This window comes from Bradyrhizobium sp. 170 (assembly GCF_023101085.1).
Lineage (GTDB): Bacteria > Pseudomonadota > Alphaproteobacteria > Rhizobiales > Xanthobacteraceae > Bradyrhizobium.
The window spans coordinates 750,780-762,364 of sequence record NZ_CP064703.1; the positions used below are offsets into that span (position 1 = coordinate 750,780).

General features: G+C 62.3%; 11 protein-coding genes. 5 read left to right on the forward strand and 6 right to left on the reverse strand.

All coding sequences use genetic code 11. From position 1 onward, the window contains the following. The first annotated feature begins 271 nt into the window (after positions 1-271). The gene (locus IVB05_RS03550) at positions 272-1,447 is read left to right on the forward strand and encodes a hypothetical protein (protein ID WP_247783045.1); all 1,176 of its coding nucleotides are present in this window, start codon (positions 272-274) and stop codon (positions 1,445-1,447) included. A 170-nt stretch (positions 1,448-1,617) separates the two neighbouring features. On the opposite strand, the gene IVB05_RS03555 is transcribed toward IVB05_RS03550, so the two are convergent. After that, positions 1,618-1,923, reverse strand: coding sequence for a hypothetical protein (locus IVB05_RS03555; protein WP_247783046.1), 306 nt, complete (start codon positions 1,921-1,923; stop codon positions 1,618-1,620). A gap of 190 nt (positions 1,924-2,113) precedes the next feature. Between IVB05_RS03555 and IVB05_RS03560 the strand changes: the two genes are divergently transcribed. Further along, positions 2,114-2,602 (forward strand): hypothetical protein, encoded by a 489-nt coding sequence (locus IVB05_RS03560; protein ID WP_247783047.1) that lies wholly within the window; start codon positions 2,114-2,116, stop codon positions 2,600-2,602. A 7-nt stretch (positions 2,603-2,609) separates the two neighbouring features. On the opposite strand, the gene IVB05_RS03565 is transcribed toward IVB05_RS03560, so the two are convergent. The 3 genes from IVB05_RS03565 to IVB05_RS03575 form a co-directional block, all read right to left on the reverse strand. After that, positions 2,610-3,827: an EAL domain-containing protein gene (locus IVB05_RS03565; protein ID WP_247783048.1), complete on the reverse strand. Its 1,218-nt coding sequence runs from the start codon at positions 3,825-3,827 to the stop codon at positions 2,610-2,612. A 470-nt stretch (positions 3,828-4,297) separates the two neighbouring features. Then, positions 4,298-5,257, reverse strand: coding sequence for a TAXI family TRAP transporter solute-binding subunit (locus IVB05_RS03570; protein ID WP_247783049.1), 960 nt, complete (start codon positions 5,255-5,257; stop codon positions 4,298-4,300). A 20-nt stretch (positions 5,258-5,277) separates the two neighbouring features. Next, complete coding sequence (locus IVB05_RS03575) at positions 5,278-7,305, reverse strand: TRAP transporter fused permease subunit (RefSeq protein WP_247783050.1); 2,028 nt, start codon at positions 7,303-7,305, stop codon at positions 5,278-5,280. A gap of 276 nt (positions 7,306-7,581) precedes the next feature. On the opposite strand from IVB05_RS03575, the gene IVB05_RS03580 reads away from it, so the two are divergent. Further along, positions 7,582-8,385, forward strand: a complete 804-nt coding sequence (locus IVB05_RS03580) for a glucose 1-dehydrogenase (RefSeq protein WP_247783051.1) — start codon at positions 7,582-7,584, stop codon at positions 8,383-8,385. Between the two features lie 2 nt (positions 8,386-8,387). On the opposite strand, the gene IVB05_RS03585 is transcribed toward IVB05_RS03580, so the two are convergent. Then, positions 8,388-9,158 carry a hypothetical protein gene (locus IVB05_RS03585; protein WP_247783052.1) on the reverse strand — a complete coding sequence of 257 codons (771 nt, stop codon included), beginning with the start codon at positions 9,156-9,158 and terminating at the stop codon, positions 8,388-8,390. Positions 9,159-9,387: 229 nt separating this feature from the next. On the opposite strand from IVB05_RS03585, the gene IVB05_RS03590 reads away from it, so the two are divergent. Then, on the forward strand, positions 9,388-10,155 hold the full coding sequence (locus IVB05_RS03590) for a tetratricopeptide repeat protein (RefSeq protein WP_247783053.1): 768 nt from the start codon (positions 9,388-9,390) through the stop codon (positions 10,153-10,155). Between the two features lies 1 nt (position 10,156). On the opposite strand, the gene trpS is transcribed toward IVB05_RS03590, so the two are convergent. Further along, positions 10,157-11,158, reverse strand: a complete 1,002-nt coding sequence (trpS, locus tag IVB05_RS03595) for a tryptophan--tRNA ligase (protein WP_247786580.1) — start codon at positions 11,156-11,158, stop codon at positions 10,157-10,159. A gap of 201 nt (positions 11,159-11,359) precedes the next feature. Between trpS and IVB05_RS03600 the strand changes: the two genes are divergently transcribed. Beyond that, positions 11,360-11,533 (forward strand): hypothetical protein, encoded by a 174-nt coding sequence (locus tag IVB05_RS03600; protein ID WP_247783054.1) that lies wholly within the window; start codon positions 11,360-11,362, stop codon positions 11,531-11,533. The last annotated feature ends 52 nt before the right edge of the window (positions 11,534-11,585 follow it).

The following is an 11,585-nucleotide window of genomic DNA, read 5'->3' on the forward strand; positions in this document are numbered from 1 at the left end:
TTGTGGGAGAAGGTGGCATAGGCGGCCTCCGGCCGCCGTACTTAGAAGAGAACGCCGATGCTTTGCATCGGCTATGGTCGCGAAGCGGCGGCGAGCCGGATGAGGGGTCTCTCTCCGCGGATAGAACCCCTCATCCGCCTCCGCTTCGCTACGGCACCTTCTCCCACAAGGGGAGAAGGGAAGAAAGAAGGCCGCCAAATGTCGCTCCTTTCGGGGCTGACTTCGCGGGCACGCTTGCTACAACAAGCCGATGCGCCTGCAATTGATTCGCATGGGTTCCGGATTTGTCACGCTCGCGCTGTTCGTGGGCGCGCCTGCAATGGCGATGGATGCGGACGTACTCGCTCCCTCTACCGCCGACGCGATGGCGCAAGCGGCGTCGCCGCAGGCGATTGCCGAATATCGCCGCAAGCTGAAAGAGTACCAGGAAGCGCGCGCCGCGTTCGAGGAGGAGGCGGGGGCCTATTGGTCTTCGATCTCGGAGAAACGAAAGGGCCGCAACGCCAAGCGTCGGGAACGCCAGGCCATTGCGTTGAACGATTACGTGCTGACGCAGCCGCCGGTCTACACCGGTCCGAAGCGCCCGGTGAATCCGGAGCCGGAGGAAGAGAAGCCGCCGCGCGAGCGCAAGCCGCTTCCCGTCGTCGCCGATTTTCTCAAGGCCGCCGCCGAGCAGTTCCAGTTCACGCCGCAGCGGCCGGCCGCCGAAGTCGAATTCAAGCGCGCCTATGCCCGCTACGCGCTGGCCGCAGGTCTCACGCGCGAGCAGGCGGTGCGGGTCTATTCGTTCGAGACCGGCGGCAATGGCAATTACGACATGCAATCGGGCTTGAGCGCCTCGCGGCCGGGCTCCCGCGCGATCTCGACCGCGATCGGCTACAATCAGTTGCTCACCACCAACAGCGTCGAACTGCTGGCCGAACAGGGCCACGAACTAATCAAGGAACTGACCGCAAGGGCCGCGACGCTATCGGGCGCGCCGCGCAAGGCGATGGATCACAAACTCGCCGTGCTGAAAAAGATGGTGGCGTTCTCGCGCACCGTGCCGGACACGTGGTCCGAGCATGAGAAGCTCGCCAATACGGCGCAGGGCTGGGCGGTGCACGCCATGGTGCTCGATATCGACGTCGGGCCGATGCTGCAGACCCACAAGCTGCTGACGTCGGTGATCTTCGCGCGCGCCAAGGGCTACAATCGCCCGCTCTCGGCCGCCGAACTCGAAATGATGAACCTGACCGGCGACGGCACAGGTCTCGACATGGTGACCATGCCGCAGGCGATGCGCGAACAGGTGCCGACCTCGAATTTCTTCCAGCGCGGCGGCTACGAGCGCAACCCCGTCGCGATCCGCCACAACACCGTGGCGAAACTATTGGCGGTCACCGACGAGCGCATGGATTTCAACAGTGCCAAGCCCGGCGCGAAAGAATTGGCCGGGGCGTTTTGATTTGCCAGTCGGTGCCGATTTCTTCCCTCTCCCCTTGTGGGAGAGGGTGGATCGACGCCGCGAAGCGGCGGCGAGACGGGTGAGGGGTCTGTCTCCGCGGATAGAAACCCTTCATCCGGCGCGGACTGTGTCCGCGCCACCTTCTCCCACAAGGGGAGAAGGAAGACAGCTCAATCCGACCCGAACATGAACCTGCCGTCGCTCTCCAGATAGGGGCCCGAGCGCATATAGAGCTGTCCGTTCTGGCCGATGAAGAATAACGTCCCCTTCGGCACCTTCTTGGCGCCTTTCAGCAGGGTGCCGGCATTGTTGGTGCCCATCTTGTAGGACAGCGTCTTGCCGTCCTTGCCGTAGGCATAGCCCATGTCCTGTTTCAGCTCCCAGGGTGTCGGCGCCGCACCTTGCGCAAATGCGCAGGTCGAAAACCCCGCCAGGACGGCCATCGCCAAAACCGTCTTCGTTGAAATGCTCGTCATCATCCATCCTCCCCACAGCCATTCGGCCTCTTGCCCCACGCTTTGAACAAATCACGAACGGTGTCGTGCCGTCAATTGGCACCTTCGACGCATCACAACTCCCTTGAGACTTTGTGATTTCCCGCGTTCGACTTCGCGACTATGTTCGCCTTTCCAGCTACAAGCATGCATTGCGAAAAACGTCTTAGGGATGGTCAGGATGAAACACGTCATGAAGATCGGTCTGGGTGTTGCGCTGTCGTTCATGACGCTGGCTTCCGCGGCACAGGCCGACAATTTCAAGCTCAGCAACAACCAGCGGATTGCCTGCAGCCGGGGATTGAGCGCGGGCAAGCTCAACACCTCGACCTGCAAGTCCTATGCTTACGTGTTCAACGTCAAGACCTCCGAACATTTCCGCTGCCAGGTTTCGCTGGCGCTGACGCGGGACAACAAGGAGGTCATCAACGTGCAGGCCGATGGCGGCTGCACCAAGAAGCCGCGCATCTTCGATACCGATTCGAGTTATTCGTTCGACGCCACCGAAACCGAGGGGCCGAATACCAATTCGTTCTTCGGTCCCGGCGGCTATGCGGTGTGGGCTAGCGACAACAATAATCTGAAGGTGCGTGGCTGCATCATCATCTCGTCCGGCCTCGGCTCCGATATCTCGAAATGCATCGACATGAAGTTCGAGTGAGCCTGGCTCAGGACGGCTTGTCGGAGCCGGTTGCAAGCTGAGGGCGGGAGCGAGCAAATTTCCGCACCGCCACCGGCTTGCCGAACAGGTAGCCCTGGACCAGATCGAATCCCATGTCGTGAGCGGCGAGAAAATCGGCGCGGGTCTCGATGCCCTGGGCGATGGCGCGGGCGCCGTTGTCCCGGGCCAGTTCGACGATGCGCCGGCATACCGTCTGCTTCAGCCGGTCGTCCGCGCAGCCGTTGATATATTGCTGGTCCACCTTCAACTCGGCGAACGGGAAGCTCCGAAGTTCCAAAAGAGACGGCCATTCGGCGCCGACATTGTCGATTGCGATCGCGATATTGTGCAGGCGCAGCCGTCTCGCGGCGTCCACCGCGAGGTCCGGATGGTCGATCACCTCGCTGCTGTTGATTTCGATCAGGAGCCCGCCAAAGGCGGGATGGGCCGGCATGGCGCGGCACAGATCGAGCACCGCCGCGGCATTGCCGAAGAACGATACCGGCAGGTTGATCGAAAGATCGACCGGCCCCTGGCTCTCCAGCAGATAGCGCCAGTCCTCGATGGCACGGCCGACCACGAATTCGGACAGCGCGCGAAAATGCGGATCCTTGTCGTCCGGAATGAAATAGGCCGGCGGGACCACGCCCCAGGCAGGATGCCGCATCCGGACCAGCGCCTCCGCGCCGCTCGGCACCAGCGTGCGGGTGTTGATCTTCTGCTGATACCACAATTCGAGCCAGCCGGCCTTCAAGGCTTCGGCGACATCGACGGCGGGGCTTGGCGCCGGCTCGGCCGGCAGCAGCTCCGCGACGCTGGCACGCAGGCTCGCCGCGCCGAACGGCGTTTGCAGCGAGGGCAGCATGGCAATGCCGTATTCGTCGCCAATTTGCCTGACCGCCTTTACCATAATCGAGTCGGGTTGACCGATGACGAGGACCTTGCCGCCGAAATTCTTGCGGACAATGACCTCGAGAATTTCGCCGACATTGATCCCGTCGACACACACGCTGAGTACGATCAGGTCCGGCTGCTCCGCCTGCAGCACGCCGGCCAGATCGCCGGCCTGACCGCATTCGCAGGTCACGAACCCAAGATCCTCGAGCGCGTCGGAAAGGAACAATCGAAGGTGCTTTTTGCTGTCGACGACGCAGGCTCTGGGCGCCAGCTTGCGGTGCCCGAAGTGCATTGCGCGCGAATGCTCGCTAAAATTGATTTGCTCCATGCCGCCCTCCCAACAGATACCCCGGCGCCAGTGGTACATCCGTGTTGAGGTCGCAATGATGGAATTTTTGCGGGAGGTCACATGATTACTTCAGTAGGGTTAAAGCCGCCGACAAGAATAAAACTTTAGGGAAATCGCACCTTCAGGGGCGCGCCGCCTTGGCCGACAAGCCCATCCGCTGATTTTCGCAGGCGTTGACTGGTGCTGCAATGCGATGATGCGACGGCTGTTCGATATTTGAACAGCACGGCCTGTTAACGCCTGTGGTCGCTTGTCGGCGCCGCGATGTCCGCGGCCTGAGCGTGTCGGGCTGCGGCACCTCCGCTTTGCTTCGCGGGAGCAGCAATGACGCGACGCACACAACTCTTCGTCTGGCAAAAAAAAGTGACCGCGGCCCTCGGCAGGCCGCGGTCACTATAGCCTGCGTTCGGACAGCGCTTCCGCGCGGTCCGGACGGCGAATGCCGACGTTTAGCCGCCGATACCCTTTTCCTTGAAATATTTCAGCGCGCCGGGATGGAACGGGATCGGCGAACGCTCCTGCACCTGGTTGTCGAGCGTAAAACTCTCGGCTTCCTTGTGCACGGCAACAATGTCGGCCTTCTTCTCCACCAGCGTCTTGACGATGGTGTAGGCGTCCTCGTCGCTCATCTTGTCGCCGGTGACGATCAGGTTCCAGACGTCGGTGATGGAATTGTCCTTGTCGTAGCCCGGATACGACCCTGCCTTGATCTTGCTGGAAGAATAGAGTTTGCCGTATTTCGCGTTCATCTTCTCGGCCAGATCGCCATGGTCGATCAGCTTTATCTTCAGGCCGGGCGTCGCCGCGAGATCGGTTACCGCAGCGGTCGGGATGCCGCCGACCCAGAAGAACGCATCGATCTTGCGATCCTTGACCGCGTTGACGGATTCGGAGACGCCGAGCCGCTCGCGCTTCATGTCCTTATCCTTGTCGAGACCGGCGGCTTCGATGACGCGGAACGCCATCACTTCGGTGGCGCTGCCGGGCGATCCTGTCGAAACGCGCTTACCCTTCAGGTCTGCCATGGTCTGGATGCCGGTGCCTTCCACCGTCACCACATGCATGCGGTTAGGATAGACCACGAGCAACGCCTGCAACGGCACCTTGCCGCTCTTGAACTTGTCCTCGCCCTTCAGCGCATCGAGCGCGGCGTCGGCCATCGTGAAGGCCAGTTCGCTCTTGCCTGCGCCGATCAGCTTGAGATTGTCGACCGAGCCGCCGGTGACCTCGGCGGTGGCCTGCACGTTGGGAAGGTTCTTCGACAGCACGTTGGCGACGGCGCCGCCGAGCGGATAGTAGACGCCGCCGGTGCCGCCGGTTCCGATCGACATGGTCTTCTGCTGGGCGTGGGCCGCGCCCGCGAAGGCGAGGCTCAGAGTCATCGCCAGTATGGCCGTGGTCTTTTTCATTCTTGTCTCCTCAATCGTTTCTATGTTGTGAGCGCAGGACGCTCTGGTGAACGCGTTCGGGCCTGCCACAGCACTACGCCGAGACCGATGATCAGGCCCGGCACATAAGTGTAGCTGATATCGCGGCCGATGATCCATTCGACGATTGCCTCAATCAGGCTCGGGAACACCAGCACCAATCCGGATAGCAGAAGCAGGCCGCGCTCGACCGCTGTATTTTGTCGCAGCGCCCAGTTCTGGGCAAACGCGGCCAGCGCCAGCAGGCCCAGGCTCGTCTTGATCGTGATTTCGAGAATGTCGACCCACGATCCGCCCTTGGGGATCGACAGCAGCAGGCCGACGCCCTGCGGGTCGAGCACGAACACGAACGGCACAAGGAACGCCGGCAGCGTGTATTTCCAGGATTGCAGCGTGGTCTTGTAGGGATCCCCGCCGGTAATCGCAGCCGCCGCGAATGGCGACAGCGCCGTCGGCGGCGAGACCTCCGACAGCACGGCATAATAGAAGATGAACATGTGTGCGGCGTAGTCGGGCACGCCGAGCTTGATCAGCGCGGGCGCCGCGATCACCGCGCAGATGATGTAGGACGCGGTCACCGGCACGGCGAGGCCGATGATCCAGACGATCAGCGAGGTGTAGATCGCGGTCAGCAACAGGCTGCCGCCGGCATAGGCGATGACAATCGACGAGAATTTGAGGCCGAGACCGGTCAGCGTCACGATGCCGACGACGATGCCGGCGCAGGCGCAGGTGGTCGCGGCATTGAGCGCGCCGATCGAGCCGTCGGCCAGCGCCTTCACCAGTTTGGTCGGCACCAGCGCGGTATCCCTGCGCAGGAAGCTCAGCGCGAACGTAACGACGATGGCGTAGAACACCGACAGCGACGGCGAGTAGCCGATGACCATGAACACGACGACGGCGAGCAGCGAGATGAAGTGGAAGCCGTATCGCTTCGTCATCTGGCCGAGCGACATCTCAGTCGTGATGCTCACGTTCTTGGCGTGGAACTTCTTGGCGTCCAGTTCGACCATGAACAAGAGCGACATGTAATAAAGAAAGGTCGGAATGGTCGCCATCCAGATCACATCGAGATAGCTGATCTTGAGAAACTCGGCGATCAAGAACGCGGCAGCGCCCAGCACCGGCGGCGACAGGATCGCGCCCAGCCCGCCGGCGGCCAGCAATCCACCCGCGGCGTTTTTCTCGAAGCCGGCCTTGGCCATCATCGGATAGGCCACGGTGCCGATCATCACGGTGGTGGCGACGCCCGATCCGGAAGGGCCGCCGAGCAGGAACGACGACAGCACGACGGTGCGGCCGGCGCTGTTCGGCTTTCCGCCCATCAAAGCCAGCGAGAAATCGATGAAGAACTTGCCGGCGCCGGAATGCTGCAGAAATGCGCCATAGATGGTGAACAGGATGATCAGCGTCGCCGACACGTCGACCGCGACGCCGAAGATACCCTCCAACGTAATGAAGAGGTGACCGACCAGCCGGGCCAGGTCGTAGCCGCGATGGGTCCACGGCGCCGGCAGATACGGGCCGAGCATGGCGTAAGCGATGAACAGCAGCGACACCACGGGCATGATCGCGCCGGTGGTGCGCCGGGTGGCCTCCAGCAGCAGCACGATGAAGACGATGCCGACGATTATGTCCCAACGGTCGGGCGTGGTGGCACGGTCGGTGAAATCTTCGCCGCCCCACAGCGCATAGACGATGGTCGCGACCGCGACTATTCCGGGGACGACGTCCCACCAGCGTACGCGGTTGCGAAAGCGTGTCGCCAGTGGAAACAGCAGAAAGCTCAGGACCAGCGTAAAGGCGACGTGGGTGTAGCGCAGTTCCTGGGTCGGAACGATGGCGTAGGCCGCGTAGAGGTGAAACAGGCTCATGACCACGGCAATCGTGGTCGAGATTCTTCCCGCCCATCCCATCAGGCGGTTAGCCGCGCCTTCCTCTGCCTCGATGTAGGCTTCTGCCTTGTGCAAGGCTTCGTCCGAAACGGCGACGACCTCGTCATTGGGCGGCGTTGTCTTGTCTACGGCCATGCTTTCCCCGGGTACCCGTTGACTCTTTAGACCCGGCGTTCCCTGCGGGTCTTTCGCGGGCGCATTCAGTCCAATTTGGGTAACCGTGGCAAGAGCCTTATGTGCCTATGGCGGGACATCTTTTTTAGCTTATCGCACGGCTTGACCCGGAGCCGCCTCCAATCCGTAGCCCGGATGGAGCGAAGCGAAATCCGGGGAAACTGCCAAACAAGATTCCCGGGTTGCGCTTCGCTTCACCCGGGCTACAAGAAAACAGTTTGAAAGGGAGAGAAGTCGATGGAACGGCTCAAGGGCAAGACGGCGATGGTGGTGGGGGCAGGCTCGATCGGTCCCGGCTGGGGCAATGGCAAGGCGACCGCCGTGACCTTCGCGCGCGAGGGCGCGCAGGTGTTTTGCGTCGATCGCAACGCGGCGGCCGCAAAGGAGACCGTCGACATCATCGCGGGCGAGGGCGGCAAGGCGACTGCCTTCACCGCCGATGTCTCGCGAGAAGCCGAGGTGGAGGCAATGGTTTCGGCGTGCCTCAAGGCCTATGGCCGCATCGACGTGCTCGACAACAATGTCGGCATCGCCGAGATGGGCAGCGTCGTCGAGGTGAACGAGGCGAGCTGGGATCACGTCTTCGCCGTCAATCTCAAGAGCGCCTATTTCGCCATGAAGCACGCCATTCCCGTGATGCAGAAGCAGGGCGGCGGCTCGATCATCAACATCTCCTCGATCGCCTCGATCCGCCATCTCGGCATTTCCTACGTCACCTATGGCGCCTCGAAGGCGGCGATGAACCAGATGACGAAGACGACCGCCGTGCAATTCGCGCGCGACCATGTCCGCGTCAACTGCATCCTGCCGGGCCTGATGAAGACACCGATGGTCGCGCACTCCGCCGGACTCGCGGCCAGCTATTCGGCTGGCGACGTCGAGGCGATGTGGCGGGCGCGCGACGCGCAGGTGCCGATGGGGCACATGGGTGACGCCTGGGACGTCGCCAATGCCGCGCTGTTTCTCGCCTCCGATGAATCCCGCTACGTCACCGGCATTGAGCTGGTCGTCGATGGCGGGATTACGGTGAAGTCGACCTGAGCCTACTGCGCCATCGCCAATATGCCGCCAGCGAAGGAATGCCAGAGTGGCGTTGCACTGATCGGCCAGTTCAGGAGCTTGACGGCGATCAGCGCAATGCCGCCATAGACATAGACCGGATGCGGCCGGCCGCGCGTGCGCCAGTCATAGACGATGGCGGCGACCAGCAGGAGATAGGCGACGAAGGCGGGCGGGATGGTCACCGGCACCGGGGGCGGACCAAGCGGCCCGGGAGGCGCCAGGAAGGTGAGAAACCAGCGCGCGACCGCGGCGTCGAGCAGCGAGATGCTGGCCAGCAGCATCAGCCGCTTGTGCGTTTCCGGCTTGCGGATGGCCGAAATCGCCAGCGCAAAGACGACCGCAAAGAACAGAATTCCGCTTAGCGGAACAATCGCGAACGCGATTCCGTCGTCGGTCAGTCCGGCCGCCGCCGAGCGCTTCATGGCGTTGACCGCGACCAGGAAGCCGAAGATCGTCATCGCGGTGGCCAGCGAGACGCCGATCATGCCGATGGCGCGGTGCCGGGCGATCTTGCCCGACGCGGCCAGCCAGCTCTGGAATGCGAAATAGAGCGACCAGGCGAAAAAAAGCAGCCCGTGAAAATGCACGACCGGGGAGGCCGAGAACGACCGCTTCGCCAGCGGCAGCCAGTAGGTCGGCGCGAAGCCGAGAAAAGCGACGGCCATGCAGGCCAGCGCCATGTAGTAGTAAAAGTAGCCGGTTTGGGATTGCGCGATGGCGCGCGGCGGATTGAAGTCGGTCAATGTGGTCATGGTTGTTGAGTCCGCGAGAACTGCAAAAGGTTCACAGCAGATTTTCTCACGGATGTATTCTTCCGTATGTGAAGAGGATTACGTTTCCCGCGCGCCACGTTTCGGCCAGAATCTGTCCCCGTACGAAAACGGATACGCGCACGTGCCCGTTGTCGAAAAAGCGGGCAGCTTGCTAGGATCGCGCGTTAATCCAACGCTTCCCGGATAACAAGGCTTCCCGGATCAATTGATGCGAGGCTATTCCGACATCTGCAGGCTGGTCGCGGCTTCCTTGCTATGGATCGCGTTTGCGCAGGGCGTACTGGCGACCGGTGTCGAACCGGTCAAGGATTTGCGCGTCGATCCCGCGCTCTGCCTGGCCGCCGCCCACGCGCGTGACGACGACAAGACGGTCGCGGCTTGCGGCGCGTTGATCGACAACGCCAAGACGGAAAAGGCCGACCGCATCAAGGCGCTGATCGCGCGTGGTGCCGCCTATGCGCGCAAGGACATGGCCGACCGCGCCATCGCCGACTATGACGGCGTGCTGCGGCTCGATCCCTCACTCGCCGATATCCACAACACGCGCGGCGAACTCTGGCGCAAGAAGGGCGACCTGCCGAAGGCGGTGGCCGATTTTGCCGCAGCGATCAAGCTGAACCCGAACCATGTCGGCGCAAGAGCCAACCACCGGGCGCTGGCGCAGGAACTGGAGCGGTTGGGCGCGCTGAAGGCGATCGCCGGCAAGCCGAGCTTCAACTGCGCAACTGCCCGCCGCAAGGTGGAGAAGGCGATCTGCGCCAATCCCGAACTTGCCGATCTCGATCGCGAAGTCCACGCGGCCTATGTCAAGGCGGCCGCCGCAAAGATGACCCCGCAGCAAGCGCGCACGCTGCGGCGGGAGCAGCAGGAATACCTTGCCCGGCGCGATGCGGAATACGGCCGCCGGCCCGACTACGATCTGAAAAAGGCCATGCGCGACCGCCTGCAAAAGATCAGCGGGATCGTCGGGTATTAGGTTACAACATGAACAGCCCGAGGCCTTCGACAACTTCCCGCTTCGTTGTCTCGGTCCGGCTCCGCGCCTTTTCCGTACCGCGGCGAATCACGTCGAGCACATAAGCCGGATCTTTGGCCAGTTGCGTCCTTCGTTCTCGCGTCGGCCTAATCAGCGCCTGCAAGATGTCTTCGAGGCGGCGCTTGATCTTGCTGTCGCCGAGTCCGCCCCGCCGATACTGCGCCTTCAGCTCTTCCAGCGTGGTGCGGTCCTCGTCGAATGCATCCAAATAGGTGAATACGACATTGCCTTTCACTCGCCCGGGATCTTCGACCCGCAGATGATTCGGGTCGGTGAACATCGCCTTCACTGCCGCCGCGATCTCGTCCGGCGAGGCCGAAAGGGCGATGGCATTGCCGCCGGATTTCGACATTTTCGCTTTCCCGTCCACGCCCGGCAGCCGCCCCGCCTGCGGAATGACGGCCTGCGCTTCCGGCAGGACTGCCCGTCCGGCCGTGGTGTTGATACGGCGCACGATCTCGTTGGTTTGTTCGATCAGCGGCGCCTGATCCTCGCCCACCGGCACTACAGTTGCCTTGAACGCGGTAATGTCCGCCGCCTGCGCCGCAGGATAGCACAGGAAGCCTGCCGGGATGTCGCGTCCGAAGCCGCGGCCGCGGATCTCGTCCTTGATCGTGGGGTTGCGTTCCAATCTGGCGACGGTCACGAAGTTCAAATAGAGCATCGACAGCTCGGCCAGCGCGGGCAGGTGGGATTGCAGGCAGATCGTGGTCTTGGCTGGGTCGATCCCGACGGCAAGGTAGTCGAGCGCCACCTCCATCACATTGAGCCGCACCTTGTCGGGGGTGTGCGCATTGTCGGTCAGGGCTTGCGTATCAGCCAGGAGCAGGAACTGCTCGTGGGTGTCCTGAAATCGCAGACGGTTGAGCAACGATCCGGCATAATGGCCAATGTGCAGCGGGCCGGTGGTGCGGTCGCCTGTCAGAATAACGGGTCTGGTCATGAGGTGTCCTCGTGAGATGAGGGGAACACCGCATGGGGGAATCATCAAAACAAAAGGCCGCCCTTGCGGCGGCCCCAGATGCAATGAAACGTCCGGCCGCCCTGTCAGCAGGCCAGCCACCAAAGTTTGCCAATGATCATCGTGCGTTTCATGGAAATCTCACTAGGCTATGCACGGATACAGGTCAACACATAACGCCGCGTGATCGCGAGTGCGGAATCCGACAGCCATCGCGCGGCGCTGGCGCTGGCGCTGACGCGGCAGCAGTGTGATTTTCTTGAGAAGCGCAACGCCTCGTTCGACAAGCGCGGCTGCGACCTCCGCCAGGCGATGGAGGACCGGCTGGAGAAGCTCAAGGCCATCGCCCTGCAATAGGGCTTTAGCGCGAACAGCCAAGCTGTTCCGGCTTGATCTGGCGCGACTTCCC

Coding starts and splice junctions, on each gene's coding strand:
- IVB05_RS03550 (WP_247783045.1), top strand. CDS start 272: ATGGGTTCCGGATTTGTCACGCTCGCGCTGTTCGTGGGCGCGCCTGCA.
- IVB05_RS03555 (WP_247783046.1), bottom strand. CDS start 1,923: ATGACGAGCATTTCAACGAAGACGGTTTTGGCGATGGCCGTCCTGGCG.
- IVB05_RS03560 (WP_247783047.1), top strand. CDS start 2,114: ATGGTCAGGATGAAACACGTCATGAAGATCGGTCTGGGTGTTGCGCTG.
- IVB05_RS03565 (WP_247783048.1), bottom strand. CDS start 3,827: ATGGAGCAAATCAATTTTAGCGAGCATTCGCGCGCAATGCACTTCGGG.
- IVB05_RS03570 (WP_247783049.1), bottom strand. CDS start 5,257: ATGAAAAAGACCACGGCCATACTGGCGATGACTCTGAGCCTCGCCTTC.
- IVB05_RS03575 (WP_247783050.1), bottom strand. CDS start 7,305: ATGGCCGTAGACAAGACAACGCCGCCCAATGACGAGGTCGTCGCCGTT.
- IVB05_RS03580 (WP_247783051.1), top strand. CDS start 7,582: ATGGAACGGCTCAAGGGCAAGACGGCGATGGTGGTGGGGGCAGGCTCG.
- IVB05_RS03585 (WP_247783052.1), bottom strand. CDS start 9,158: ATGACCACATTGACCGACTTCAATCCGCCGCGCGCCATCGCGCAATCC.
- IVB05_RS03590 (WP_247783053.1), top strand. CDS start 9,388: ATGCGAGGCTATTCCGACATCTGCAGGCTGGTCGCGGCTTCCTTGCTA.
- trpS (WP_247786580.1), bottom strand. CDS start 11,158: ATGACCAGACCCGTTATTCTGACAGGCGACCGCACCACCGGCCCGCTG.